This window comes from Enterococcus italicus DSM 15952, assembly GCF_000185365.1.
GTDB classification, from domain to species: domain Bacteria; phylum Bacillota; class Bacilli; order Lactobacillales; family Enterococcaceae; genus Enterococcus_G; species Enterococcus_G italicus.
In genome coordinates, this window is sequence record NZ_GL622241.1 from 249,608 (window position 1) to 274,700 (window position 25,093).

Annotated in this window: 26 protein-coding genes; 5 read left to right on the forward strand and 21 right to left on the reverse strand. The window is 36.9% G+C overall.

Annotated elements, in window-relative coordinates; all coding sequences use genetic code 11:
• Positions 1 to 211 precede the first annotated feature (211 nt).
• From HMPREF9088_RS01210 to HMPREF9088_RS01250, 10 genes are read right to left on the reverse strand one after another with little or no spacing between them, the layout of a single operon-like run.
• Positions 212 to 1,606, reverse strand: coding sequence for an oxaloacetate decarboxylase subunit alpha (locus HMPREF9088_RS01210; protein WP_007207272.1), 1,395 nt, complete (start codon positions 1,604 to 1,606; stop codon positions 212 to 214).
• A complete protein-coding gene (citX, locus tag HMPREF9088_RS01215) occupies positions 1,566 to 2,147 on the reverse strand; it encodes a citrate lyase holo-[acyl-carrier protein] synthase (RefSeq protein ID WP_007207273.1) in 582 nt (193 codons plus the stop codon). The genes HMPREF9088_RS01210 and citX overlap by 41 nt, the downstream gene beginning before the upstream one ends.
• Complete coding sequence (citF, locus tag HMPREF9088_RS01220) at positions 2,140 to 3,672, reverse strand: citrate lyase subunit alpha (protein WP_007207274.1); 1,533 nt, start codon at positions 3,670 to 3,672, stop codon at positions 2,140 to 2,142. Before citF ends, citX begins: the two co-directional genes overlap by 8 nt.
• 2 nt (positions 3,673 to 3,674) lie before the next feature.
• Positions 3,675 to 4,562, reverse strand: a complete 888-nt coding sequence (citE, locus tag HMPREF9088_RS01225; RefSeq protein ID WP_007207275.1) for a citrate (pro-3S)-lyase subunit beta — start codon at positions 4,560 to 4,562, stop codon at positions 3,675 to 3,677.
• Positions 4,550 to 4,858: a citrate lyase acyl carrier protein gene (citD, locus tag HMPREF9088_RS01230; protein WP_040367106.1), complete on the reverse strand. Its 309-nt coding sequence runs from the start codon at positions 4,856 to 4,858 to the stop codon at positions 4,550 to 4,552. The genes citE and citD overlap by 13 nt, the downstream gene beginning before the upstream one ends.
• A 2-nt stretch (positions 4,859 to 4,860) precedes the next feature.
• Entirely contained in the window at positions 4,861 to 5,868 is a 1,008-nt protein-coding gene (gene citC, locus HMPREF9088_RS01235) for a [citrate (pro-3S)-lyase] ligase (protein WP_007207277.1), read from the reverse strand.
• A 3-nt stretch (positions 5,869 to 5,871) separates the two neighbouring features.
• A complete protein-coding gene (locus HMPREF9088_RS12515) occupies positions 5,872 to 6,006 on the reverse strand; it encodes an OadG-related small transporter subunit (RefSeq protein ID WP_007207278.1) in 135 nt (44 codons plus the stop codon).
• A gap of 19 nt (positions 6,007 to 6,025) precedes the next feature.
• Entirely contained in the window at positions 6,026 to 7,141 is a 1,116-nt protein-coding gene (locus HMPREF9088_RS01240; RefSeq protein WP_007207279.1) for a sodium ion-translocating decarboxylase subunit beta, read from the reverse strand.
• 21 nt (positions 7,142 to 7,162) lie between these two features.
• Positions 7,163 to 7,549 carry an acetyl-CoA carboxylase biotin carboxyl carrier protein subunit gene (locus HMPREF9088_RS01245; protein ID WP_007207280.1) on the reverse strand — a complete coding sequence of 129 codons (387 nt, stop codon included), beginning with the start codon at positions 7,547 to 7,549 and terminating at the stop codon, positions 7,163 to 7,165.
• A 15-nt stretch (positions 7,550 to 7,564) separates the two neighbouring features.
• Positions 7,565 to 7,909 (reverse strand): hypothetical protein, encoded by a 345-nt coding sequence (locus HMPREF9088_RS01250; protein WP_007207281.1) that lies wholly within the window; start codon positions 7,907 to 7,909, stop codon positions 7,565 to 7,567.
• 385 nt (positions 7,910 to 8,294) lie between these two features.
• On the opposite strand from HMPREF9088_RS01250, the gene HMPREF9088_RS01255 reads away from it, so the two are divergent.
• The 3 genes from HMPREF9088_RS01255 to citG all read left to right on the forward strand — a co-directional run bounded on the left by HMPREF9088_RS01255 (position 8,295) and on the right by citG (position 11,598).
• Complete coding sequence (locus HMPREF9088_RS01255) at positions 8,295 to 9,689, forward strand: CitMHS family transporter (protein WP_040366032.1); 1,395 nt, start codon at positions 8,295 to 8,297, stop codon at positions 9,687 to 9,689.
• A gap of 360 nt (positions 9,690 to 10,049) precedes the next feature.
• Positions 10,050 to 10,745 (forward strand): GntR family transcriptional regulator, encoded by a 696-nt coding sequence (locus tag HMPREF9088_RS01260; RefSeq protein WP_007207283.1) that lies wholly within the window; start codon positions 10,050 to 10,052, stop codon positions 10,743 to 10,745.
• Positions 10,738 to 11,598 carry a triphosphoribosyl-dephospho-CoA synthase CitG gene (citG, locus tag HMPREF9088_RS01265; RefSeq protein WP_007207284.1) on the forward strand — a complete coding sequence of 287 codons (861 nt, stop codon included), beginning with the start codon at positions 10,738 to 10,740 and terminating at the stop codon, positions 11,596 to 11,598. Before HMPREF9088_RS01260 ends, citG begins: the two co-directional genes overlap by 8 nt.
• Here the strand turns inward: citG and HMPREF9088_RS01270 are convergent.
• Complete coding sequence (locus HMPREF9088_RS01270) at positions 11,595 to 12,305, reverse strand: response regulator transcription factor (protein WP_007207285.1); 711 nt, start codon at positions 12,303 to 12,305, stop codon at positions 11,595 to 11,597. The two genes, citG and HMPREF9088_RS01270, sit on opposite strands and share 4 nt — an antisense overlap.
• Before the next feature lie 50 nt (positions 12,306 to 12,355).
• Between HMPREF9088_RS01270 and HMPREF9088_RS01275 the strand changes: the two genes are divergently transcribed.
• The gene (locus HMPREF9088_RS01275) at positions 12,356 to 14,158 is read left to right on the forward strand and encodes a sensor histidine kinase (RefSeq protein ID WP_007207286.1); all 1,803 of its coding nucleotides are present in this window, start codon (positions 12,356 to 12,358) and stop codon (positions 14,156 to 14,158) included.
• Between the two features lie 254 nt (positions 14,159 to 14,412).
• Here HMPREF9088_RS01275 and HMPREF9088_RS01280 read toward each other — a convergent pair whose 3' ends face one another.
• The gene (locus tag HMPREF9088_RS01280) at positions 14,413 to 14,922 is read right to left on the reverse strand and encodes a hypothetical protein (protein WP_040366033.1); all 510 of its coding nucleotides are present in this window, start codon (positions 14,920 to 14,922) and stop codon (positions 14,413 to 14,415) included.
• Between the two features lie 137 nt (positions 14,923 to 15,059).
• On the opposite strand from HMPREF9088_RS01280, the gene HMPREF9088_RS01285 reads away from it, so the two are divergent.
• Positions 15,060 to 15,599: a TetR/AcrR family transcriptional regulator gene (locus HMPREF9088_RS01285; RefSeq protein WP_007207289.1), complete on the forward strand. Its 540-nt coding sequence runs from the start codon at positions 15,060 to 15,062 to the stop codon at positions 15,597 to 15,599.
• Positions 15,600 to 15,686: 87 nt separating this feature from the next.
• Here the strand turns inward: HMPREF9088_RS01285 and HMPREF9088_RS12205 are convergent, their stop codons facing one another.
• The 9 genes from HMPREF9088_RS12205 to HMPREF9088_RS01320 all read right to left on the reverse strand — a co-directional run bounded on the left by HMPREF9088_RS12205 (position 15,687) and on the right by HMPREF9088_RS01320 (position 24,894).
• Positions 15,687 to 15,872 (reverse strand): hypothetical protein, encoded by a 186-nt coding sequence (locus tag HMPREF9088_RS12205; protein WP_007207290.1) that lies wholly within the window; start codon positions 15,870 to 15,872, stop codon positions 15,687 to 15,689.
• Between the two features lie 320 nt (positions 15,873 to 16,192).
• Positions 16,193 to 16,354, reverse strand: a complete 162-nt coding sequence (locus HMPREF9088_RS11860) for a beta-galactosidase trimerization domain-containing protein (RefSeq protein ID WP_143139686.1) — start codon at positions 16,352 to 16,354, stop codon at positions 16,193 to 16,195.
• Positions 16,329 to 16,454 carry a hypothetical protein gene (locus HMPREF9088_RS12630; RefSeq protein ID WP_420889673.1) on the reverse strand — a complete coding sequence of 42 codons (126 nt, stop codon included), beginning with the start codon at positions 16,452 to 16,454 and terminating at the stop codon, positions 16,329 to 16,331. Before HMPREF9088_RS12630 ends, HMPREF9088_RS11860 begins: the two co-directional genes overlap by 26 nt.
• 60 nt (positions 16,455 to 16,514) lie before the next feature.
• Positions 16,515 to 18,218, reverse strand: coding sequence for an SWIM zinc finger family protein (locus HMPREF9088_RS01295; protein WP_007207293.1), 1,704 nt, complete (start codon positions 18,216 to 18,218; stop codon positions 16,515 to 16,517).
• Positions 18,219 to 18,506: 288 nt separating this feature from the next.
• The gene (locus HMPREF9088_RS01300; protein WP_007207294.1) at positions 18,507 to 20,168 is read right to left on the reverse strand and encodes an ABC transporter permease; all 1,662 of its coding nucleotides are present in this window, start codon (positions 20,166 to 20,168) and stop codon (positions 18,507 to 18,509) included.
• The gene (locus HMPREF9088_RS01305) at positions 20,169 to 21,248 is read right to left on the reverse strand and encodes an ABC transporter ATP-binding protein (protein ID WP_007207295.1); all 1,080 of its coding nucleotides are present in this window, start codon (positions 21,246 to 21,248) and stop codon (positions 20,169 to 20,171) included.
• A 103-nt stretch (positions 21,249 to 21,351) separates the two neighbouring features.
• The gene (locus tag HMPREF9088_RS01310; RefSeq protein WP_040366038.1) at positions 21,352 to 22,395 is read right to left on the reverse strand and encodes an extracellular solute-binding protein; all 1,044 of its coding nucleotides are present in this window, start codon (positions 22,393 to 22,395) and stop codon (positions 21,352 to 21,354) included.
• A 107-nt stretch (positions 22,396 to 22,502) separates the two neighbouring features.
• Positions 22,503 to 23,264, reverse strand: a complete 762-nt coding sequence (locus HMPREF9088_RS01315) for a response regulator transcription factor (protein WP_007207297.1) — start codon at positions 23,262 to 23,264, stop codon at positions 22,503 to 22,505.
• Positions 23,257 to 24,894 (reverse strand): sensor histidine kinase, encoded by a 1,638-nt coding sequence (locus HMPREF9088_RS01320; RefSeq protein WP_040366039.1) that lies wholly within the window; start codon positions 24,892 to 24,894, stop codon positions 23,257 to 23,259. Before HMPREF9088_RS01320 ends, HMPREF9088_RS01315 begins: the two co-directional genes overlap by 8 nt.
• Between the last annotated feature and the right edge of the window lie 199 nt (positions 24,895 to 25,093).

Consider the following 25,093-nt stretch of genomic DNA (forward strand, 5'->3'; position numbering starts at 1 on the left):
GGATAATCAGAAATAAACAGTTTATCTGCAATTTTAGGTAGATTTTTTTCTTCTGCTGAATTTTTGTCTCTATTAATTTCTAAAAAATGCGTGAAAAAAAAAGTACTTAACGCAATGACTCTAACATGGTAAGAGATCAAGCTACCATGTTAGAGTCATTGCGAAGTACTCTTATATAGTTCTATTATTTGCAGATTCTATACAAAGAATCTTAAGAAAAATCTATTTTGACACTAACTTCTTGGACGGGCACATCGTAAAATGGATCTTCACGTCGACCCAAGAAATCTCGACCTTGTTTAGGAAACATGGCATAAAGTAAAACATCTTCCTCTGATTTAGCATAATCTTTGATTTCTTCTCTTAATACGTTAAGTTCAGGCTTCAAGAGATCAGCCGGACGACAAGTAATGACTTCATCATTGCCAATTATTTTTTCTCGAATCTCATCAGAAATCGGTGCTGGTGACTGCCCATATTGACCTCTGACATAGTCTTTGATTTCATTTGGGATTAATTTGTAGCGCTCACCCGATATAACGTTCATTAACGCTTGTGTCCCTACCATTTGTGATAAAGGTGTCACTAATGGAGGATAGCCTAAATCGGCACGAACTTTAGGTACTTCAGCTAATACTTCGTCATATTTGTCTTGCATTCCTTGTTCTGTCAATTGACTAAGTAAATTTGACAACATACCACCAGGAACTTGATAAATTAATGTTTTTGGTTCGATGTCTTTTACCTTAGGATTCAAGATTCCTTCATTACGGAAACGATCACGAATTGGATTAAAGTATTCAGCAATTTGACTAAGTTTTGATAAATCCAAACCTGTATCAAATCCTAATCCTTCAAGTGCAATCGAGACTGATTCAGTCGCAGGTTGACTTGTTCCACCAGCAAAGGAAGAAATGGCAGTATCGATAATATCTGCTCCGGCTTCAGCTACCTTTAAATAAGTCATTTCAGAAATGCCACTAGTCGCATGGGTGTGTACTTCTAGAGGTAGTGAAATGGCGTCTTTGATCCGACTTACTAGCTCAAAGCCTGTTTCTGGAGTCAATACGCCAGCCATATCCTTAATACAAATCGAATCCGCACCAGTCTGTTCCATTTCTTTCGCTAAATGAACAAAATAGTCTACGGTATGAATCGAACTTGTTGTGTAAGAGATTGCTGTTTGACAATGACCTCCAGCTTCTTTGGCTGTTGTAATAGCTGTTTGTAAGTTACGAGTATCATTTAAGGCATCGAAAACGCGAATAATGTCAATCCCGTTCTGAACGGATTTTTCGACAAATTCTTTGACCACATCATCTGCATAATGACGATAACCCAATAAATTTTGACCACGCAACAACATTTGTAACTTCGTATTCTTTACTTCTTTGCGAATGCTTCGAAGTCTTTCCCAAGGGTCCTCATCTAAAAATCGTACGCAAGAATCAAATGTGGCGCCTCCCCACATTTCCAACGAATAAAAACCTGCTTCATCCAGTGTTCGAATGATAGGTAACATATCAGAGGTTGGCATACGTGTTGCAATTAAGCTTTGTTGTCCATCACGTAGCACGGTTTCCATAAAGCGAATTTTTTTGTTCATCCTTGCACTCCCCTCCATTTTGAATAATTTGACTAATTTTTTCTTGCATTTCAACAATAGAATGAACTCTTGCACGTCCGCATTCTTTCGCATCTTTCCGACACACTAAGCATCGCCGTTTACGCAAGTCTAAGTCAGCTCTACTAATTGCTGCAATCGTTCCACCTTGAAGCCAATGAACATCTAAATCCACCAAGCGACCGTACGGATGTGTCTCTTCTATCGACACCATTTGCTTCTTCAATTCGACCGGATCGAGTGAGCAAGTAAAATAATACTCTGGACCGGTTTTTTTCGAATAAAAAGAGAGCTCTTTCCCTTTACTATTACTGACTTGTTGTTTCACTTGTTCAACAATTTTAGAGAAAACATCTACCAAAATTGGTGAACTTTTTATTGGACCAGGAATATTCATCGTCGCGCAAATCAAGCGTTCATCCTTGTTTGAAAGCATCTTTTTTTGTGTAGCCAGGCGCTCTTCACGAGCATCTAGCATCTCGATTAGAGTGACTTGCTCGCCATCAAAAATGGTATTATACATTTCTAACTACATCAATCAAGCTACCATCACGGTATTCAATTAACGCAACGACTTTATCACCATATTGAATTGGATCTGGAGTACCAACAATGCTGTAAGCTTTTTCTTGTAGTTCTTTAATTGTAAACTGTGGAATATCAATCACTTTAAAGTGTTCAACCAAATCTTCTCTTAAAGGATTGATTGCAATACCAATTTCAGTAACGACAATATCCACACTGCTTCCTGGTGTAACGACTGTGTTTACGTGTTCAACGAATGTAGGAATTCTTCCTCTCACTAGTGGTGAAATGACCAAACTCATTTTACATGCCATACTTGTATCAGAGTGACCACCTGAAGCACCGCGAATCACACCATCGGAACCAGTCATAACATTGACGTTAAAATCAGTATCGACTTCCAACGCTGATAAAATAGCAGTATCTAATTGATTAATTACTGCACCTTTGCTAAATGGTGAAGCATACATATTGGCATCAATCTCATAATGATCTGCATGTTCACCTAGGGAAACAGCAGACGGATGATCAAAGTCTTGAACGTCAATGATTTTTTCCACTAGACCTTCTTGTAATAGTTCAACCATCGCATTGGTAATCCCACCTAATGCAAAACGAGCTTTGATATTGTCTTTAATCATTTGCTCTCTCATGAAGCGAGTAACCGCTAATGCAGCACCACCTGTCCCAGTTTGGAAAGAGAAACCTTCTTTATAATAAGGAGAATTTGTGATTACTTTTGATGCGTATTCTGCAATGATTAATTCTTTAGGATTTTTGGTAAAGCGAGTAGCACCTTTTGCGATTCCTTTTGGATCTCCGATGGCGTCGACTACGACGACATAGTCTACATCAGTTTGAGGAATACTGATTGGTGTATTTGGATATGGTACCAATGTATCTGTAATAATGACTACTTGATCAGCATACTTGGCATCAATCATGGCATAACCTAGTGAACCACAAGTAGCTTTTCCTTTTGTTCCGTTGGCATTGCCATATTCATCCGAGCTTGGTGCTCCTAAAAAAGCAACATCAATATGGACATCGCCAGCAGCAATCGCACGTGCGCGACCACCATGAGAACGAATGACAACTGGATTTTCCATGATTCCTTCAGAGATAGCGGCACCCACTTTATCACGTAAACCAGAAGAAGTGATGTTCGTCACAACGCCATTTTTGATATGATCAATTAAAGGTTCATGAACATTGGCAATTGAACTTGGTGCAATCGAGATATTTTTAATCCCCATTTTTGCTATTTCTTCTAAAACCATATTCATAACGAAGTCACCTTCACGAAAATGATGGTGGAAAGAAATCGTCATGCCATCTGTTAATCCTGTCTTTTCAATTGCTTCACGAATCGAACCAACTAATTTTTCATCACGGGGTTTTACCGGTTTAATGGTCCGACTTGCCTCTTGGTAATCCGAAATATGCGCAAGTTCCCCTTCATAAATACCAAATTGGTCTGCATATTCTTTTGGGATATCGCGACCTGCTTTATTCATCACCATGATTAAATTTCCTCCTCCGTAATCATTTTCGCAGCAATTGCCAAGGCAATTACGCGTTGTGCTCGTTCGACAATTGGTTTATCAACCATCTTACCATTAACAGAAATAACACCTGAACCTTTTGCTTCTGCTTCACGAATTCCCCAGATAACTTCTTTCGCATTTTGGATTTCTTTATCTGTTGGACGATAGATTTCATTGACTAGTGGTATTTGGCGAGGATTGATGACTGATTTACCGTCAAATCCTAATTGTTTAATTTTCTTCACTTCATTTTGGAAACCTTCAACATTATCGACATCAGAGTAAACAGTATCAATCGCAGCGATGCCAGCTGCTCTAGCTGAATGGATAATCATGCTACGAGCAAAAAATAACTCTTGTCCATCTGGAAAGCGACGAGTCTTCATGTTTGTCACATAATCTTCTGCCCCTAAAGCAATCCCAATCAAGCGATCAGAAGAAGTTGCAATATCACGTGCATTTAGCACACCTTCAGCAGATTCAATGGCAGCCATCATTTTGGTTGTACCTAATTCAATGCCATTTTCTTTTTCGACTTTTGTAATGACTTGGTCAACGTCAATAATATCTTGAGCTGTTTCCGTCTTTGGTAACCGAATGACGTTTGCACCTGCAAGCACCATCGCTTCGACATCTTGAGCCCCACCAGCATCCAAAGCATTGATTCGGACCACTGTTTCCACTGCTCCATAATCAAATGTGCGTAAAGCAAAGTGAACAAGCATACGAGCTGAGTCTTTTTCCTTTAAAGATACTGCATCCTCAAGGTCAAACATAATCGAATCTGCTCCATACAATGCAGCATCTCTCAACATCGCAGCATTCGCACCAGGTACAAACATCATTGTTCTTCTTAAGCGTTCCATGAGTCTATCTCCTTCCAATCAAAGTTTTCTTGTTCTGCAGCACGATACACAGCAGTAATTGTACGAGCTTGAATCGCACAATCTAAGGCGCCTTTATCCACTGCGGTAACTTTTGCTGAATTTACTTTGAGATTGGCTAAAGTCGTTTCAATCATTTGACGAATTTGGCGACCAAATTGCTTTTCTACACTACTTTCAAGATCAATTTCGATTGTGTTGGATTGTGTTGGTTCAATAGTTATCATGATGTCACTAGATTCAACAGTTCCAGCAACAGCTGTTTTGATTATTTCCACATTCATTCACCTCTAAATTTCTTTTTTAAATAGTCATAACTTGATTCTGGTAAAAATTGTTTCAATAATGCTTGATTTTTTTGTTTTAGTGCTTCACGAACTTTTGTAGCACTGACAATATTGCCTTCAATTGCCAATCTTGGTAGAACAATCAAGTCTATCTCATTGTTGAACACTTCCTTCATCGCTTGATTGTACACTTCTGTTACTTCAGAATACGGCTCTTCACCTACAAAACGTTTAGTAATACTTAAACGTGGGGCAATTTTTTCTTTAAATAGTAGTGCATCAACTTTCGCCTGTATTCTAGCTAATTCGAGTGGTGCCTGGTCTTTTAAAAAGTACGTTGGAAACGTTAAGGAGGAAACGATATAGTTTTCGGTCGGCACCACTGTTACATTTGCTATCTGACTGACACCCGCTTTAACCATGGCTAGCCGATCAGTAAAAGAAAATTCTGACCGATTTTCTGATAAAACAAAAACATACACATGCGAACTCACCTTAGCTGCTTGTTGAACTAAAAATAAGTGTCCCTTTGTAAAAGGATTCGCATTCATAACAATAGCACTTGCATTTTCTGAATGGTTTAACTTTGATAACATACTCAAATAAGAAGAAAGATTTGGTGTTCCTTGTTCCATAAAAAGCACCGTCTCAGTCGAAAGTATTTCCCTAAAACCTAAAGAATAAAAGATTGCTTTATTTCCTGGCTTTGTATAGACAAAAGTATGCGTTATTCCCTTCATCTGTAGCTCACCAAGTAAGTGAACCACTAGTTTAGTGAGAAAATTTTCAGATTGATATTCCTTACAGACGACTAGGCATTTAAGGATATTCTCTTGATATGACCCTGTCGCAACCAATTTTTCTCCAATAAAAACACCGACAGTATAATCAACCTCTTCATCTGGAGAGAGACCCGCTTTTTGGATTAGGTCTTTCCACAAGGCATACATGTGCTTATCTTGATTGATCCAGATTCTTCTTACTTCGTACAAAGGAAACACTCCTTACTTTTTCGGTGGAAATAGCTTTGCTAATCCTTTTGAAGCTAAATAGATTAGAAAGAGAACAAAAAATACGCCGCCCCATCCCATAAGCAATAGTTCAAATGATTGTTTTAAATCTTCTAAATTAATATTCATACTAACTTCCTTTCCTTACTCAGACTAGAAATGCTAGTAATAAACCACCAGCAATAACTGAAGCAATTTGACCAGACACATTCGCACCTGCAGCATGCATTAAAATAAAGTTTTGAGGATCTTCTTCGGTTGCCATTTTTTGAATAACACGACTTGACATTGGGAATGCTGAAATTCCTGCAGCACCAATCATAGGATTGATTTTTTCTTTTCTAAATAGATTTAGGAATTTGGCAAATAATACTCCACCGATAGAGTCCATTACGAAAGCAACTAGTCCTAGTCCGATGACGATTAATGTATCAAATTTCAAGAACTCTGCATATTGCATCTTAACGGATACGGTTAAACCTAAAAGAATACTAATCACATTTACTAACTCGTTTTGAGCAGATAATGACAAGCGATCCAACACACCACATTCACGTAGCAAGTTACCAAACATTAAGAAACCAACTAACGGTAAAGAAACTGGAGCAATCAATCCTGCAACAATCGTAATAACAATTGGGAATAGGATTTTTGCCGTTTGAGAAACTTCACCAGCACGGTAGTTCATACGAATTTGGCGTTCCTTTTTCGTTGTGACTGCTTTGATTGCTACTGGTTGGATAATTGGCACAAGTGCCATGTAGGAATAAGCAGCAACCATGATAGCTCCCATATACTTAGAATTCAGTGTATTGGCTACGAAAATAGAAGTTGGTCCATCTGCGGCACCAATAATACCGATTGACGCAGCGTCATTCATATCAAAGCCTAAAACAATTGCTAGAATAATAGTAAAGAAAATACCAAACTGCGCTGCTGCACCAAACATCAACAAGAATGGGTTTTGTAGCAATGGACCAAAATCAATCATTGCACCAATTCCTATAAATAATAATAACGGAAATAATTCTGTTGAAATCCCTGCATCAAATAATACTTGGAATGGTCCAGCTTCGCCTCCAGCACTTAATACACCTGTATCTGGAAAGTTCACCAATATTGTTCCTAATCCCATTGGTACTAATAGCGTTGGTTCATACTCTTTTTTGATACCGAGGTACATCAAAACGCCCCCGATGACCATCATAACGATTCGACCTGGTTCTTGACCTAGTCCAATCACTCCTTGGATTAATGTATCCACTCAATTCACTTCCTTCTCAAATTAATTAATTGTAATCAATGCATCACCAGGATTAACAACTTGACCTTGGTTTACATGAATACCTGTAATTTTTCCTGCTTTATTTGCTACTACTTCATTTTCCATTTTCATAGCTTCTAAAATCATTAATGGTTGGTTTTCTGTCACTGAATCGCCAATGTTAACCATAATTTTTAAAATAGTTCCTGGCATTGGTGCAGTTAGTGCATCTGCTCCAGCCGGTTCTGACACAGCTTGTACAGGAGCGGCTTCTTCAACCTTAGGAGTTTCTACGGCTGCCGGTGCTGCAACTGGTTGTGGAGCAGCTGGTTGTGGTACGCCACCAATTTCTTCCATTTCTACTAAATATTCTTTTCCATCAATTGCAATTTTGAACTTTCTTAACATAATAATCCTCCATCCTTACTTTCCTTTTTTTCTTGCAATGCTCCGAACAACTAATTGGTTATTTGTCGGATTAGTTGCGGCAATACTTGCCGCAATAATCGAAACAGTTTTAACTTCCTCATTACGTTGCAAAATGCGTTTGATAACAAACTGACTCTTAGGTCGGTCATTTGCTGCAATACTAGTGGCAATAGCAGACACTAAAGGATAATCCGCTGAATCAACTTCAACAAACTCTGGCAGTACTTCCCAGTCATCTTCAATCTGTACTATTGAATTAGTAGAATTTGACTGTTCGTTATTGAAATCGATTTTCTCAGTTGTATCTTTCTTCTTAAAGAGCGACTCAAACCATCCCATATTGACTCTCCTTTCTTCTTGTTCATTACCACTCTATTATAATTTTTCGCAGAAGAAAATTATAGTCAAAACGTTGATATTAATTGGTTTTTTAATGTTTTTTTATTTTTGTCAACCTGAAAATATTTCTCTGAGTACCTTAAAACCAACATTTTCCATTCGTTAATATTTTATTAATATTTATTTAAGTATCCGCTAAGAAACAGATTTATTATTGTTCTTTTTTTGTTTTTTTATCCGCTTTCATATTCATATTTTCTTTTTTTTATTTATTCTAAGGGTGTAAAAAAGAGACAGGATTCATTTGTTATAGAACAATGGGTGCATCCAAAAAGTTCCTGTCGTCAGTTACAAAAATTATGGGTTTTAAGAAAGGATGGAAAAAATGTTATTAACGATTCTTGCTTACGCAATGATTATCGTCTTCATGTACGTCATCATGAAGAAAAAGCTATCTCCATTTACAGCATTAGTAGTCATTCCACTATTTTTCACATTGATTGCAATATTTACAGGTGTTGCTAGTCCTCCTGCCGGCACAGACGGCACGGTTCCAGAAGTTAATCTAGGGAACTTTATTTTAGATGGTATTGCTACCACATCAAAAACAGGTATCATGTTGCTTTTTGCTATTCTTTATTTCTCTATTATGCTCGACGCAGGGTTGTTCGATCCTATCACTCGTAAAATGATTCACTTCGCTAAAGGTGACCCAATGAAGGTCTTAATGGCGACGGCTGTTGTTGCAGCTGCTGTATCTTTAAATGGTGATGGAACAACCACAACATTAATTTGTATTTCTGCTTTCTTACCTATCTACAAAAAATTAAACATGAACGTCATGAACTTAGGTGTCTTGATTATTTTACAAAACACAATTATGAACCTATTGCCTTGGGGTGGGCCTACTGCGCGTGCCATGGCAGTATTAAATGTCGGTGCTGATATTCTTTCCTATCTATTACCAGGTATGATTCTATCTGTTCTTTATGTAATATTCTTTGTTGCTTACCGTATGGGTAAAAAAGAAAGAGCACGGTTAGGTATTAGTCATCTAACAGATGAAGAAATCGATGCGATGACTACTGTTACCGATCCAGAATTAATCGAAATTCGTCGTCCGAAAAATTTTGCATTTAATGGAATCTTAACTTTAGTCTTAATTGGTTGGTTAGTCTTAAGCTCATTTGTTGAACAATTAGGCTTACCTGCTTGGGTAGAAATGCCACCTTTATTCTTATTCTTAATCGGTACATGTATTGCATTGATGGTCAACTATCCAAAACTAAAAGATCAATCATCTCGGATTGGTGCCAACGGCGGAGATGCCGTTCAAGTAGTTATTTTAGTATTTGCCGCTGGGGTATTCATGGGCTTATTCCAAGGTTCAGGAATGGCAGAAGCCTTAGCAAATAGCTTTGTTGACATAATTCCAAAACAATTAGCTGGTGCATGGGGGCTTGTTATTGCTTTAATCTCAGCTCCAGGAACATTCTTTATTTCAAATGATGGCTTCTACTTCGGTGTAATGCCAGTCTTAGCTGAAGCTGGTCGTTCGTATGGATTTGATAATATGTCTATGGCTCTTGCATCTTTAATGGGACAAGCATTCCATTTACTTAGCCCACTAGTAGCCTTTATCTATCTCCTATTAAGATTGACTGGATTAGATATGGGACAATGGCAAAAAGAATCTGCTAAATATGCGTTAGGAATTTTCGTTATCTTTGTGGTAACAATTGTACTATTAGGTCATATGCCTCTATACATTCCACAATAAAAACATAACTGATAGGCGTCGGAAATATTGAAATAATTTTCAAAAGTTCGCACGATACGTTAACTTTTTGAAAATCACTTCATATTTCCGGTGCTTTTTTTATGCAAAAAACGAACGTAGTTACTATGCATTGAGCCGTCTTTAAACACTTTCCTCTTAAAATACATAAATCATTCTGATATTCTTCTTTCTTTCAATCAAATCACAAAAATAATTTTGAACCTGTAACCTATTCAGTGTAAAATAAAACTAACTCATTTAGTTTTGCATATGCTAGAATTTTATTTTGTGAATGAATAATCATAAATTTGTTTCGAAAAGTTTTATTACCTTTACCAAAAATTGAAAGGATGGATAAAGATGAATCCCATCATAACAGCAGTTAAGAAAAATTTAGATTTAACGGAAAATAAACCACTAAAAATTGCCGTTTATGAGGCATTTAGAAAGACAATCATTCTTGGCGAGATTCCAGCTGGCGAACGAATCAATGAAAAAGAATTTTCAGATGAATTAAATATTAGTCGAACTCCCATCCGAATTGCGATGAAAGCTCTTGTTGAAGAGCAATTGGTTCAGCATGTCCCTAGAATTGGCATGGTCGTAAAAGGAATTGGAATCAAAGATGCTTATGAAATCTATGAAATCCGCAAATCACTAGATACTCTAGCTACTATCAAAGCGATGAAATTGATGACCGAAGAAGATTTTAAAGAGTTACGAGAATTGCTTGAGCGAGGCGAAGTATACAATAAAACAGATCAAGTCGACTTATTGCTAAAGAATTTTTCTGATTTTAATGCCTTTATCTACGAAAAAAGTCAAATGCCTAGACTAAAATCGATTGTCTTAGATTTGCAAACATATTTGGTTTATTTTCGTGATATTGCGATACGCGCATCTGCTCGTAGAAGTATCGCTTTAGAAGAGCATTGGCTTATTTATCGAGGCATGTGTACAAACAATATCGAGCAAATCACACTCATTACCCATGAGCACTTAACACGCTCCTTAGAATTTATCTTAAAAGAAATGGAGAAACGAAAAATTGATTAGCCAACTTCAGCACATCGCCACCCTAGCCCAGACTGCTCTAATTTATGAAGTCGCTATTTCTCCGAAACCTGGACTGGTTGATCGTTATACAAATGGGGCGCATGATGATATGGACTTTTTCACTTTCATTAAAAGCATCCAAGCTTTAAGCCCCTACTTCTATCGCTATCTCGAAGAAGGCTATCTGCATAATGACTCATTAAAAGCGCTATTTGAAAAAGAACGAACAATTGGCTCGGTAGCAGAAAAAGCAATGCTTACTGCCACTGAACAAATTAATACCCATAAAGGAGCCAATTTTTCGTTTGCAGTATTACTCGGTGCGATTGGCTATCACCTAAAAACTAACGCCTCTTTTCCTTTTACTACGCAAGATACAGATGCTGTTTTAACAATCGCATCCGAAATGACTAGCCATTTAATCGACCAAGACTTAACGAATCTCTCAGAAAAAAACGTGCTTTCAAACGGCGAGAAACTGTTTATAAAAAAAGGGATTACTGGTGTACGAGGCGAGGCTGCTAATGGCTACCCCGCCTTAAAGAATGTATTACTTCCTTACATGCGAAAAAAAGCCCATTCAATTGATGAGCTTTTTTTATTACGTAGTTTAATTTTTTTAATGACGCAGCTAGAAGATACAAATATCATTCATCGTGGTGGAGTATCCGCCCTAGAGAAAATCCAAGAAGAAACAAGACAAATTCACGAACAAAACTTGTCATCTGACCAATTCGTTCATGAATTAAAAGAGTATGATTTATTGTTGACAGAACGTCATCTAAGTCCTGGCGGAGCAGCTGACTTACTTTCGTTAGGTATCTTTTTTGCCATGCTTGAAGGAATTTTTTAGCTTCCTTCAGGGTAAAAGGCATAGCCGATACCCCAGACATTTTTTAAATATTTCACATCTTTAGGTGTATCTTCAATCTTATTTCTGAGATGATTGATGAATACCATAATTGTATTTGCATCAGTATCTCCATCATTCCACACATGGGCGTAAATCTGGTCTTTCGTAAAGACTTGATTTGGATTTTCCATAAAAAATTGCAACAATTGTGTTTCTTTAGATGACAGTGCGACCAATTGATCATCTTTAAAAAATTGATACTGATTTAAATTTAAGCGGAATCTTCCAAGTAAGATTTCATTTTGTTTCACTTGCTGATTGGCTTGATGGATCACCTTCGAACGTCTTAGCGAGGACAAGACCTGAGCACGAATAATGGCAGGCTTAAAAGGTTTCGTCAAATACATATCCGCGCCCATTTCCAGGCCAGTGATAATATCTGTTTCTGATGTTTTGCCACTCAAAATCAAGATAGGGACACTGGGAAATTGTTCGCGGATGAGCTGAGCCAAATGATAGCCATCATTTTCATACTCCAAACTAATATCCAATAAAAACAAATCAAACTTTACTCGTGAGATGATATCTACAGTGGCTTCTACGGACTCACTTTGATAAATAAGCAGACCGGTCGATTGCAGTGATTTCCATATCAAGCGTCGGATTGCAGGATCATCATCAACAACTAATACTTTTTGATCTTTCATTTTTGTACCTCCATTATTGTTCGATTCTATCTTCGGAAAGAGAGAATTTTATGAAAAAAAAATCATTAAAATGGCTAAATATCGGACTGATAGTAATTATTACTATCACGATAATAGGATTCTTTGGGATATACTACAGCTACAAACAAAGCAAAGAATACGCTTTAGATTTTGGTCAATCTCAACTCATGAAAATTAATAAAGCAGCCACCCTTTTGATCCAATCATCAATAGATGACCAAAAAGAAATTTTACAACAAGTAGGACTTGTCTATAATTCTAAAGGACAACAAGCAATCATTCAAGAACAATTAGAGAATTTGCTCACAAAGGATACAAAATTTCAGTCATTATTCTTGATTCCACTAAAGGACACGAGCGCATCTTTAGAAGTAAGTTCTAGTAAAGCAATCATTGATTCCCTTGATTTGGTACAAAAAGATACGCTGTTAAACAAAGAATTAACAACTGCATCTTATGAGAATGGTACAGTTTATTTTTATAAAAATAAAGCCTTTTTAAACCTCTATCAACCCATCTATGATGAAAACGGACAATTGACCGCCGTTTTAGTAGCTCCGATCAACCTCGATGCTATCTACCGAACCATTGAAGATGCGACGCTTAATAATGAGTACAACGGGTACACAATGGTTAAAAACAAAGAAATGAAAGTCATTATGCATCCCTCTGCTGAGCAAATCGGACTAAACATTATTACCGGGCGTAAGCAGTTGTATCCTGATTTGAATTATAATGACTTAGAGAGGCTCGAGCAACAGCAACTGACCCATCAGTCTGGCACATTAACGTATTATTCTTACTGGTGGACAAGTAAAAAATTAAATCGCGTCTTAAAAATTGCCGCATACCAATGGATTACAATTGGCAACCAAAAATGGGTCGTCGCAAGCAGCACCGAATTCAATCGCCATAATGCAGTCTTAAAGCAAGAATTTATTATAGGGATTGGTGTGCTAAGTATTTTTACTATCGTTGTCTTCTTATTGTATCTTAATATGAAAAATATTATAAGACGAGAAAAATTTTCGCTTGAAAACCAAAAACTCTTGTCCCAGAAATCGCACCAAGAGTCCAAATATGAATTAGAAAAAAATTTACTGCAAGAATCTAAATTAGAAATCATTGGTTTATTGACTACTTCCATCGTCCATGATCTTAATAACTTTTTAACACCGTTACTAGGTAATATTGAATTATTGCTAGAAGAGTATAATGACAATCCTGAATTGTATGAAGAATTAATGGAAATCTATATAGCTGCCCAAAAAGGACATGACTTATCAAAGCGGGTACTGAATTTTTCTAAAGTGAGCTTGACTGAGCGAGACGCATTTTACTTGTCCACTATTGTCCAAGATTCCGTTAACACGATGACAATCTTGATGCCACGAACGATGAAATTAACAATGATTCGTCATTTTGATGCAGAAATTCTCGCTGATGCCGATGAAATCCAAATGATTATTTATAATCTTATCATCAATTCCATGCAGGCTTCTAAACAAGGTGGCACAATTCAAGTCACGATTGACCTAGCAAATCCTAAAAAAATAAAAACGTATACGAACTATTCACACCAACATATCAATAAAGAACACATCCAATTTACAATTAGTGATAATGGGCCAGGAATTAGTAAAGACATTCAAGCAAAAATCTTCACTCCCTTTTTTACAACAAAATCGACAGAAGGTGGTACTGGTCTAGGACTCTTTATTGTCCAATCAATCATCAAAAAGAACGACTGGCTACTTAAGCTGGAATCTTCACCCGAAGGAACTTCATTTAGTATTGCCATTCCGATTGAAACAAATCACACCTTGCATTAAGCTAAAGCTTGAGGCTGAGACAGAATTGTTCAGCCTCAAATAAAAAGACCAGTAAATCCGCAAGTTATTTTTCACACTTTTGGACTTACTGGTCTTTTTTGTAGCTAATTTTGTTTCAGCCTCTTCTTTTTACGACAATGTTCGCACAAAACTCCAATTTTCTAAAGGTTGCCGGTTCAATAGGTGAATTTTGTGCGAAAACTGCTGAAATTTATTTTTACGATAGAACGCACAGTTTTGCTTTGTATTGGTAATTAAAAACAATTGTTTGCCATGTTGGCGCTTGATTTCTGGCACGATAAATTCTTCAATAAAGCGGGTCCCGACTCTCTTCCTTGCATCTTTTCACTCACAGCTAACATCTCTAAATACCACGAATGATTCGAGAAACGGTGTTGACAATCTTTCTTAGCAAGCGACAAAAACTGAAGGAGCTTAGCTATATTCCGACTCCAAAAACTCGTCACCAAGCTTAACACCCCCGCTTTAATAGCATTTAACCAACTTGTTGGTCGAAAATGTGGCGACTTTACGAGTGCAGCCGCGACAATCTTCCCTTCCACCACCGCCACATAACAAAGTCTTTGCTGAATATACGGTGTAATTTCCACCCGATGCATCTTATGTAAAAACGAAAAGTACTGCTTTCGTGACTGAAATTTCTCCTGAAAAGCAATGGCATATACTGGGTAATCGATAAATGATTTTGAAATCAATGGTAAAATTTCTGGTAAATCATCCATCGTGGCATAACGATAACTCATCGAATTCCTCCTATTGTTTGTTCTATTTGATAAATCAAATTATAATAAACTTATCAAAAATCACACGCGTCAATATCAACTATTTTGTCCATAAATGGACACTTATACAGAAATTGTCCAAAAATAGGAGCATACTCATGGATCGTAGAATAAAAAAGACCCGCTATGCCATGCAACAAGTCGTATTAGATAAACTATCAAAAAAAGAACTCAGCAAAATTACCGTGACCGAAGTCATTCAAGCGGCAGATTGTAGCCGTAGCACGTTTTATTTACATTTCAAAGACGTTTTTGATGTGTATGAACAACTTGGCGAAGAACTCATCAGTGATGTCGTTCGCTTACTAGAAGAATCCTATCAAGAGATTCAGGCGGTAGACTATACGGCTCTCTCACAACAAATCGTTACCTTTGCTGCAGAGAAACGCGACTTGGTTAAGCTGTTTTTTGGCGAACAAGCAGATGGCACTATGGTCAACAAACTAGATAAGGCTATCTTTGAAGAAGTCGCCCGTGAAGAACAATTAGCAAGCAATGACCTATATAGTGTTGCCGAAATTACCTTTATCGCAGCTGGCATTATCCACGTCTTGTCTCGCTGGTTAACCTTTGACGAAGCCACTTGGCACCAAGAAACTATGATGACTGACCTGACGAGGATTTTGGAGAAGTTTTGATGCCTTGCATTAGCTAAAATAAATATGCACATAATAACAGCTTTCTCATAGATGAATGATCCCATCAAAATTAAGCTTTTTTCAATTTCAATTACTCCGTAACTTTTCACTCATTTGCATTTTTAAAAAGATACGTTTCGTACTGATTAATTTGAGGTCATTTTCCATGATTTTTCCAATTAGTAAATCATGCCAACCAATAGATTTTTTAGGAATACTCTCAGTAACTTCTAACTTGGTACCAAGACAGACACTTAATTTATCAACATCCACTGCCTGATCCTAAATTGTTGCCAACGAATCCGTATCTCATTGTGTACCAATGCACTTGCCCTTTGCCATAAGTGTTTTTGGTTGCTACCGGTTGGCTGGATAGAAATTAGAAGTATAATCACCCAAGCTTTCGCAGTTTTTAAATGAATGATATCGACCAATAATGTAGATTCGGCTCCAAGGCGTCAATTTCTTCCATCCAGCTGCCTGCTAGTTTTCGGAACGGTCCAGGATAGCCGCCTTTACGAATGGTCTATGATACCGCTCATATAGTCGTGACAAACCGCTTGTATTAAAACTGCTCGATGGCTTCATACCCTCTAACAAACCGGTGCGACCATCTCGATAACGATATTTCGTTCATAGAAGTAGCGATAATATTGATGGATTTGATCCACATAATACAAATCCTGATTCGGCCCACTTGTGTATTCCACTGCCCAGTACGTATCCCAATCAAACACGAGAACTACATTTGCCATATTTTTTGCCAAAAATTTCTGATAACTGTGTCAATTCTTGCCCTAGCTGAGCCACTTCTCGAGAGACCCGTTTCTTAGTCGTCCTGACGTGGTCAATCACTGAACCATGGAATTTTTCACTTCCACCAAATGAGCGACGCAATAGTTACCAATTCCCTTCTCAAATCTTCCGTAGTTCATCCATCATTGCACGTCGATTTTTGTAGTCTTTCCGCCATGTTTCGATGATGCTATCCACTACTTTTGATCCTCCAGCTAGTTTCTTCATCCTTCTTAAAATGGTAACATACATGGCATATTGCTTTCGATTGCTCGTGTAAACTGCAGCTTGCTCTAGTTCCTTTCGGTACTTCGCGAGTAACTGACTCGAATACTCTACTTTTAACTCATCTTCATAGCACGAGACCGCATCAAGACCCGGATACTTGATTACATACGCCAATAAACGATCCTTAAGTCCCTCTTCTTGGTACATCTTCGCAACTTGAGCAGATGCAGACAATTGTTGAAAGACTCTTTCTCGCTCCGTCGCCCATTCTGCCGTAGAATATTGTTCTTTCAACTCATGATACACATCTAAGTCACCAGGAGTATATTTCAATAATAACTCCCATAATTGATCAAGATAGGCTGGTCGATTGCCTTGCAATTGATAAATAGCTTTTTTCTGTCTGCTATACTCTGCTAACGTATTTCGTTTTTCTTGATCCACCTGCATGGACTCATCCAAAATCTCAAGTGCTCGCTGGTAATCTTTTTCCTCAATACATTGATTGATCGCAAATTTTCGCACGTCTGTATTCGACCAATACGTACGATAGATTCTGGCAAGTTCTTGTTGGCTTTCTTGATCATCGCTTTTGCTTAATAATGCTAGATAATAAGAAGCCCATTTTCCAACATGGTATTCACGACTCCAATCATTCTTTTTCTGATTGATATACGCAAGTTTTTCTCTGGCAAAAATCAATTTTTCTTGGATAAAAACAGGCTCATCAAATGCTTCAAAGAGAATGCGTTCAATATATTCTTCTAGATAATCCACAATCGTACCGTCCAAATTCGAAACAAACCAAGTAAACATCATTTGTTTCGCTTCCAAATTTGCTTCACGTAGCAATCGTTGCCAAAATTGATAAATGTCTTCAGCTAGCATTCCTACCTCACCATCTGAATCGTCGATATCCACATTGCCAATTAGAACAAAAATCTGACTAGCTACCTCGAAAGCTTCTTGGTAATAGCCACGATTCAGCAAGTCGGTCACATCATCCGCAAGAAAATCCTCTAATTCCGACGCAAATTCGCTCGCATCATTATAATCAATGAAATCATCATATCCCGAAAATTGAGCAACAATCTCTTCAATAATCAACGAATAATAAGTCAAATCGACTTCATCATTTTCCATCTTTAACACATTTTGAAAACGAAGAAACCACCTGTCGTCCTCCTTCAAAATCGTTTTTAAAAATGAGCGCACATAATTTATATCTGCTTTTTCCACCAATTCTTCAATTTCCTCGAAATGGTTGGTAGAAGATTGCTGACTTTCCATTGGATTGATTAGTGTTGCAAATTGGTCACTAGCCGACGATTCATTGTCACTAGACTGCTCCGACCATTCAAACAAGACAGCTGCCATATGTTTACAATGTTTGCCACCTTGAGCATAGGGACAAGAACAAGCCATCTCCGCTACCTGCCCATTTAAAAAAGAAATGGTGACTTCATATTCATCCGAGCCAATCACTTCCGCATGAACTTCACTTTCATTCACATCAAGTAATTCGACTGCCTTCTCACAGTAATAGTCATACCCTCTTTGCAATATAATCGCCGCAAACAGTTTTTCCCAATTCATCAGCCATCATCCTTTCTTCTATAGCCAGTTAACAGCGCATGATGCGTATTCCACCGTCCAAAATAAACCATTGTCCTTTATGAAAGTATAACACGCCAAAAGTCACTCAAAGACAAACAATCAAAAAAAAGATGACAATCGTGTGAAATAAACGATTGTCATCTTACCCATGTGGGTCAGCATATAGGGGCTTTAAAAAAATTAAGCCACTCTTTTAATTCTTGTTTATTGACAGATAATGAACGAACAGCTGCTCCTATTTCTTCAAAAAAGAGTTTTTTCCTTATCTTAAAGTGTAATATCGCCACTTTTCGAAATTTTCATGAATAATAACAGGGATACAACTGTTAAGGCCGTCAAAATTGTCGATAATGCTGCAGCAATACCGTAATTTCCTCTAATAACTTCAGTATAGATTGCGACAGTCATCGTACGCGTACGTATATTGTATAACAAAATAGAGGTGGATAATTCAGAGATCATCGTTACCCATGACAGAATTGCTCCCGAAATAATTCCTGACGCCATCATTGGGACTGTAATTCTAAAAAAAGTATTTAAACGACTTGATCCTAAACTTTCTGCAGCTTCTTCTATTGAAGGAGAAATTTGTTGTAAGCTAGCAACAGATGAACGAATGGTATACGGTAAACGTCGAACAGCAAGTGAAACAATCATGATAAAGGCAGTCCCAGTAATTGCTAAGAAACCACTACCACCAATTCCAGTGTTAAAAGAAGTAATAAAGGCAATCCCCATAACGGTTCCTGGTACAATATAAGGAATCATACTCAAGCTATCGATGATAGAAGTAAAGAAATTTCTTTTACGAACTGCCAAATAAGAAATAAAGATTGCAAAAATTACAACAAGTACTAGCGCAATAAATGGAATACGAATAGTATTGAAAATGGCCGAACCCATTCGATCAAATGCTTCCACATAACTATTAAGAGAATACCCTGGAACAAATACCATTCCTGAAGTTTTTAAGAATGAAGTATAAATCAAGTATAGTTGAGGAGATATTGCCAAAAAAACGACCCCATATACAAGAAAATACAAAAATATAGTTTTTCCTCGACCGACTTTTTTCGGTTCGACAGGGTGAAGAGCATTCATGCTGAATGAAAATTTTCCTGCTACAAACTTTTGAATTAAGAAGATACTCAACGCAATGATGATCGCAATAATCGCCAAAGCAGATGCAAAAGCAGCATTTCCTCCTACTTCACTAATGAACTGAGAGTAAATCAAAACTGGAAATGTTCGATACCCTTCACCAATTAACATTGGAGTACCAAAGTCTGAAAAGGCACGCATAAAAACAAGAAGTGCTGAAGCTAACAAAGTAGGAGTTAACAAAGGTAAGACAACTTTGAAGAAACGACTAATGCCTTTACTTCCCATACTTTCTGCTGCTTCTAAAACAGAGTTATCAATGGATTTAAATGCACCATTTAAATAGAGAAAAACTAGAGGAAACAATTGTAAGGTAAACACCAATACGATTCCAGAAAAACCGTAAATGTCGATTTGTGGTAATCCAAGAGACTTCATCAAAAATTTCGTAACTACTCCATTCCGACCAAGAAGCAAAATCCAAGAGTATGCACCCACAAATGGTGCCGACATGGATGCGATGATAATTAAAATCTGCAAAAATTTCTTTCCTTTAAAATGATACATTGAGAAAAAGTAAGCCAATACTGTTCCTAATAATAGGGAAAAAAATGTTGCAACAATTGAGACCTTAAAGCTATTTAATAAGGTAGAAAAATAATAACTTTTAGAAAAGAAGGCAGTGAAATTGTTTAAATGAAATTTCCCTTCTTCAAAAACTGCTTGTCCTAAAATCGTAACAATCGGATAGACGAGAAACAAGACATATGTAATGAATATAATGAAAGATGATGCAGTCCAAATATTAAATCGGCGTCGTTCATTCATCTATTTCACCTCCAAAAGATTGGTTTGCCCATCAGCTGAAAAAACATTTAGTTTTTGAGCATTCATTGCTAAATTGATTTTATCGCCGGCCCCTAAGTCCTCCATAAATGTAGATTCTTCACTAACCTGTACTTTATTTGCAAAAGGAATGTTTACGATATATTCCGTGTTCATACCCAAATACAAGCTATCCACAATCGTTGCCTCGATTGGACCATCCTCCGCACGAATCAGTTCCTCTGGACGAATGCTGACGCGAACAGACTGTTCAGGAACCTCCGATAAGGCTTCAAAAGATAGTTGGTAATTTGAGTCAAAACGCAAATAGGTTTGCCCATTATCATGGATTAACTGTGCATCTAAAATATTGGTACGACCAATAAAAGTAGCAACAAACTCATTAGCAGGTCGATGATACAATTCTTTCGGTCTACCAACCTGTTGAATCTTTCCTTGATTCATGACCGCAATAGCATCGGAAATAGCCATCGCTTCCTCCTGATCATGGGTAACATAAACGGTTGTAATTCCTACTTCATGTTGGATTTCCCGAATGGCTTGCCGCATATCTACTCGTAATTTCGCATCAAGATTACTTAACGGTTCGTCCATTAACAATACATCTGGATTGACTGCAAGGGCGCGCGCAAGTGCTACCCTTTGTTGCTGACCACCTGAAAGTTGATCTGGCTTACGATCTTGAAACTGGTCAATTTGCATTAATTGGAGATATTTGTTCGTTTCTTTTTCTAACGTTTGCTTAGCAACCTTTTTCTGCTTTAATCCAAAAGCGACGTTTTCTTTAACCGTGAGGTGTGGAAAAATCGCATAATTTTGAAAAACCATCCCAATATTTCTTTTAGACGGTTCCATATTGTTAATACGATTGTCACCAAAATAAAAGTCTCCACCTTCAATGGAATTAAACCCAGCAATCATCCGTAACAATGTCGTTTTTCCACAACCAGAAGGACCAAGCAAGGTAAACAAAGAGCCATCAGGAATAGTTAAATTTAAGTTTTCAATGACAGGTATATCGTTGTAAATTTTCTTTGCATGATTAATTTTAATATCACTCATTGTCTTCACCTCATTTAAAATTAAAAATAATTAATAGCTAATAAAGCCACCCTAGAGAAAAACTCCACAGTTCTAGGATGGCTAGAGATATCACAGTCTCCAATTACTTCGATTGTGTTTCAACAAATATTTCATTATATTTACTAATAATCTCATCTTTATGTTTAATCACGTAATCATAATCTTCGGTGATCGTTTTAATTTCAGACAATGGTTTCATATTTTCTGATGTTTTTGCATCTTCGCGTACCGGCCGATTGGTTGTTGTCGTTCCCAATGTGTCTTGTACATCCTTTGTCACTAAATAGTCAATAAATTTCTTTGCATTGTCCATATTTTTTGCATTTTTAATAATAGCTGCACTAGCTGGCAAGAAAACCGTGCCTTCTTTAGGATAGACCACTTTTACATTCGCACCATCATTTAACAATTGGACAGAAGGATCTTCATAAGATAACCCCACAGCCATTTCGCCATCTGCGACTGTTTTATATACATTCGAAGAACTAGATGAAATTTTTCCATCAATTAACGTAAATAAGTCTTTGACATAACTCCAAGCTTTATCATTATCATAGCCACCTTCTGCAGCTAGCATATTCGTCAATTGAGAAAAGGCAGATGATGAATTTGCAGGATCAGCCGTCGCTATTTTTCCTTTTAAATCATCATTTAGCAAATCACTATATCCTTCAATTGTCATTCCTTTTGTTAAATCAGGATTAACAATCAGCACTGAGCCATCTAGTGTGTATGGTGTTGAATAACCTGTTGTATTTTGATATTCCTTCACAACTTTGTCATTTTCTTTCGCAACATATTTTTCAAACAAAGCACCACTTTGAGCATATTGGGTATATGAACCGCCAAAAACCACATCTGCTACCGGGTTCTCTTTTTCTGATTCTAATTTTTTAAATAACTCCCCAGTTCCAGCTTGGATGAGTTCTACCTTGATTCCATACTTTTCCTCAAATGAAGGAATCGTTGCTTTAATCAGTCCTTCAGAATTAGGTGAATAAACAACTAACGTATCACTTTTTGAATCACTTTTGTCACCACTGTTTTTTTCTTTACTGCTACCACAAGCAGTCAGCCCTAACGTAGCAACACCAACCATCGCTATACTAAGCCACTTTTTCTTCATCTTGATTCCCCCTGTGTCTTTTCTATTAATTAGTACATACCTATCATACTTTATGTAAAACGTTTTCAAAATGGTAGAATTCGATACAAAAAGGAGAAAATCCTCTATTAATGAGGAATTTTCTCCTTAAATTCAGTGACGGTCATTCCAAGGTATTTCTTAAATACTTGGTTAAAATATTTATAATCTGCAAAGCCAACACAATCAGCTACTTCATAAATGCGAAGGTTTGGATCAGAAATCAAGTAATTAATGGCCATTTTTAAACGATACCGATTGACATAGTCGTTGAAAGTAATCCCTAAATGGTTTTTCATTTTTTTATATAGGTTGCTCTCGCTAATTCCAATGCTCTCCGATAATTCTTTCGCAGTAAATCGTTCATTAAAATGAATACGAATATATCCAATAATTTGGCTAACAATTTCATCGCGGGAATAACGTACATCCTTCAATAAATCACTATTTTCCGCTAGGTCCGTATCAATTCGGTACGTATTTTGCTGAATCTCATTAAGTACTTGTACAAAACAACTCCGTAATTCAACCAAATCAATGGGTTTAACCAAGAATTCACGAACCCCGTAATGAATGGCCGCTTTCGCATTTAAAAAATCATTGTAGCCGGATAAAATAATTTTTTGATACGTATATTGACTGGTTTTTTCAAACATTTCAAAAGCATCCATTACTGGCATCGTAATATCAGTTAAAACGATATCTGGCTGAAATTCAGTAATCTTCGCTACCCCTTCTAATCCATTTTCTGCAGAGACAATAGAAGTAATATTTAATTCTTGATAATCTAATGCATTGGTCAAATAGCGCCGAATAAAATGTTCATCTTCAACAATTAGTAATTTATACATTTTTCTCCCCCATGACAGTAAATCGCACTTTGGAACCCTCTTCGACACTCTCAATCGTCAGTTTCGCTTCTGGAAAAAATAAGCGCAAACGCCGTAGACTATTTTCCAAACCGTGATGGGTCTGGTCCTTATATTTTTTCTTTGTTAAATTGGCTATGGTTTCCTTGGTGAAACCTGGCCCATTATCTTCAACTGAAAAAATAAGTTGATCTCCATGACAATAGCAGTTTATTGTGATAGTCAAATCGCTCCGTTTCTTCATTCCGTACTTTAACGAATTTTCTATAAGTGGCAATAAAAATAATCTTGGAACTGAAATCTGCTTTAAACAAGATGCTATATGAATCTGATAACGTAATTTTTCAAAACGAACCGCATTTACTTTTAGAAATTCATCAATAATTTCTAAATCACTTTCTAGTGTTGTTTCAGCTTGCTTGTAATCGATGCTATAACGTAACACTCGATTCAGTGAAAGGATTAGTTTATCCGCAAGTGGCGGATCAATCTGAATCATAATACGAATATTTTCTAGCGTATTGTATAAAAAATGAGGATTAAACTGTGCTTCCAACATTTTACGTTCAAAAATTGTTGTCTGTTTTTCTAGCGTTAGCTGTTGCAATCTCATTTCATCCAAGCGATCAACCATCATGTTGATACTCTCAGCCAAATATTGGAATTCCTCATTTGTTTGAACCGAGAGCCTCTTTTTCTCCCCATCGCGAATTTTGCTTGTTTCATTAACTAATAAACCAATCTCACGAGTGGTCTTATCACCAATTGCTTTCGCCAAATGATTCGCTTGCAACAATAAAAGAATGGTTACCAAAACAACACTGAGAAGCCCAAATAATAGTAAGACGCTTAATGGAAATGACTGGACAAAAGTATACAAGGATAGATTTGCATCTAATAATACATTCTTAGCCAAATACAACTTTCCGTCAAAAAAGAATAATTGCTTGGCTATAATTTGACTCTCAATCTTTTCAATAGTCCCTTTTACGAAGGATTGCGTATTCTTGGCATAGACGTTATCAAAGTTATCTGCAATAACAAATTGTGTACCATACTGCAGCCCTACCGGCGAAAAACCTGAACCATTCATTACAAAGATAGCATAATTCTCCGATTGAGGAACTCTTGAAAAAAACAACAAATAGCGTTGACTATTCTTTCCTTGAACTACTTTTAAAAAGTGGTGCCTTTTCTGGTTATTCATCAAAACCACTTTCAAAAAATAGGACGAAAATGCTTCGACATGGTTGCCTGCCTGAAACAAAGTTTTTCCTTTCGCATTCATTACGAAATAAGCCGATTGGTCTCCGAATGAAGACGCCTTTTCATAAAATTGTTGATACAAATACCGTTCATTTTCCCCTGTTGCAAGATAGTTTGGAACAGTTGATTCATTCAGTGAATCCAACATAGTAAATGCATCTGACTTTAAATTAGAAAAATCTGAAACAATCGTTGTTGTTTCTTTATTCAGTTGATAAAACTGAATCGAAAATAAGAATACTAACAACATTATGAATAATAAGAAAGAGACCATAATAGCCTGTATACTGAGCCGTTTGCGAATTTCTCTGACAATTTCTCCCCGAAACGTTTGTTTGTTCGTCATACTTTCTACACCACCCATTAAAAAAGCGAAAATGAAAACGTTTTATGTACATAGTATCACGGAAGTCAAGCTGATTGCTATAGTTGTTTTTTTTTGAAATAAGCACGCGTACTATCAATCCATGAAGAGCCCTCTTGATCACATTCCGTACTTCGTTTGATGCGCAAAATTTTTTTGTAGAAATGTCGTAAGCGCCCCA

What these genes read in the sequence shown, in the direction of transcription:
- HMPREF9088_RS01320 (WP_040366039.1), bottom strand. Translation starts at nt 24,894, where the DNA reads ATGACGAACAAACAAACGTTTCGGGGAGAAATTGTCAGAGAAATTCGC.
- HMPREF9088_RS01300 (WP_007207294.1), bottom strand. Translation starts at nt 20,168, where the DNA reads ATGAATGAACGACGCCGATTTAATATTTGGACTGCATCATCTTTCATT.
- HMPREF9088_RS01260 (WP_007207283.1), top strand. Translation starts at nt 10,050, where the DNA reads ATGAATCCCATCATAACAGCAGTTAAGAAAAATTTAGATTTAACGGAA.
- HMPREF9088_RS01295 (WP_007207293.1), bottom strand. Translation starts at nt 18,218, where the DNA reads ATGAATTGGGAAAAACTGTTTGCGGCGATTATATTGCAAAGAGGGTAT.
- HMPREF9088_RS01245 (WP_007207280.1), bottom strand. Translation starts at nt 7,549, where the DNA reads ATGTTAAGAAAGTTCAAAATTGCAATTGATGGAAAAGAATATTTAGTA.
- HMPREF9088_RS01315 (WP_007207297.1), bottom strand. Translation starts at nt 23,264, where the DNA reads ATGTATAAATTACTAATTGTTGAAGATGAACATTTTATTCGGCGCTAT.
- HMPREF9088_RS01275 (WP_007207286.1), top strand. Translation starts at nt 12,356, where the DNA reads ATGAAAAAAAAATCATTAAAATGGCTAAATATCGGACTGATAGTAATT.
- HMPREF9088_RS11860 (WP_143139686.1), bottom strand. Translation starts at nt 16,354, where the DNA reads ATGGCAAATGTAGTTCTCGTGTTTGATTGGGATACGTACTGGGCAGTG.
- HMPREF9088_RS12515 (WP_007207278.1), bottom strand. Translation starts at nt 6,006, where the DNA reads ATGAATATTAATTTAGAAGATTTAAAACAATCATTTGAACTATTGCTT.
- citF (WP_007207274.1), bottom strand. Translation starts at nt 3,672, where the DNA reads ATGGTGATGAATAAAGCAGGTCGCGATATCCCAAAAGAATATGCAGAC.
- HMPREF9088_RS01270 (WP_007207285.1), bottom strand. Translation starts at nt 12,305, where the DNA reads ATGAAAGATCAAAAAGTATTAGTTGTTGATGATGATCCTGCAATCCGA.
- HMPREF9088_RS01210 (WP_007207272.1), bottom strand. Translation starts at nt 1,606, where the DNA reads ATGAACAAAAAAATTCGCTTTATGGAAACCGTGCTACGTGATGGACAA.
- HMPREF9088_RS01250 (WP_007207281.1), bottom strand. Translation starts at nt 7,909, where the DNA reads ATGGGATGGTTTGAGTCGCTCTTTAAGAAGAAAGATACAACTGAGAAA.
- HMPREF9088_RS01310 (WP_040366038.1), bottom strand. Translation starts at nt 22,395, where the DNA reads ATGAAGAAAAAGTGGCTTAGTATAGCGATGGTTGGTGTTGCTACGTTA.
- HMPREF9088_RS01285 (WP_007207289.1), top strand. Translation starts at nt 15,060, where the DNA reads ATGGATCGTAGAATAAAAAAGACCCGCTATGCCATGCAACAAGTCGTA.
- HMPREF9088_RS01305 (WP_007207295.1), bottom strand. Translation starts at nt 21,248, where the DNA reads ATGAGTGATATTAAAATTAATCATGCAAAGAAAATTTACAACGATATA.
- HMPREF9088_RS01280 (WP_040366033.1), bottom strand. Translation starts at nt 14,922, where the DNA reads ATGAGTTATCGTTATGCCACGATGGATGATTTACCAGAAATTTTACCA.
- citE (WP_007207275.1), bottom strand. Translation starts at nt 4,562, where the DNA reads ATGGAACGCTTAAGAAGAACAATGATGTTTGTACCTGGTGCGAATGCT.
- HMPREF9088_RS01255 (WP_040366032.1), top strand. Translation starts at nt 8,295, where the DNA reads ATGTTATTAACGATTCTTGCTTACGCAATGATTATCGTCTTCATGTAC.
- citX (WP_007207273.1), bottom strand. Translation starts at nt 2,147, where the DNA reads ATGTATAATACCATTTTTGATGGCGAGCAAGTCACTCTAATCGAGATG.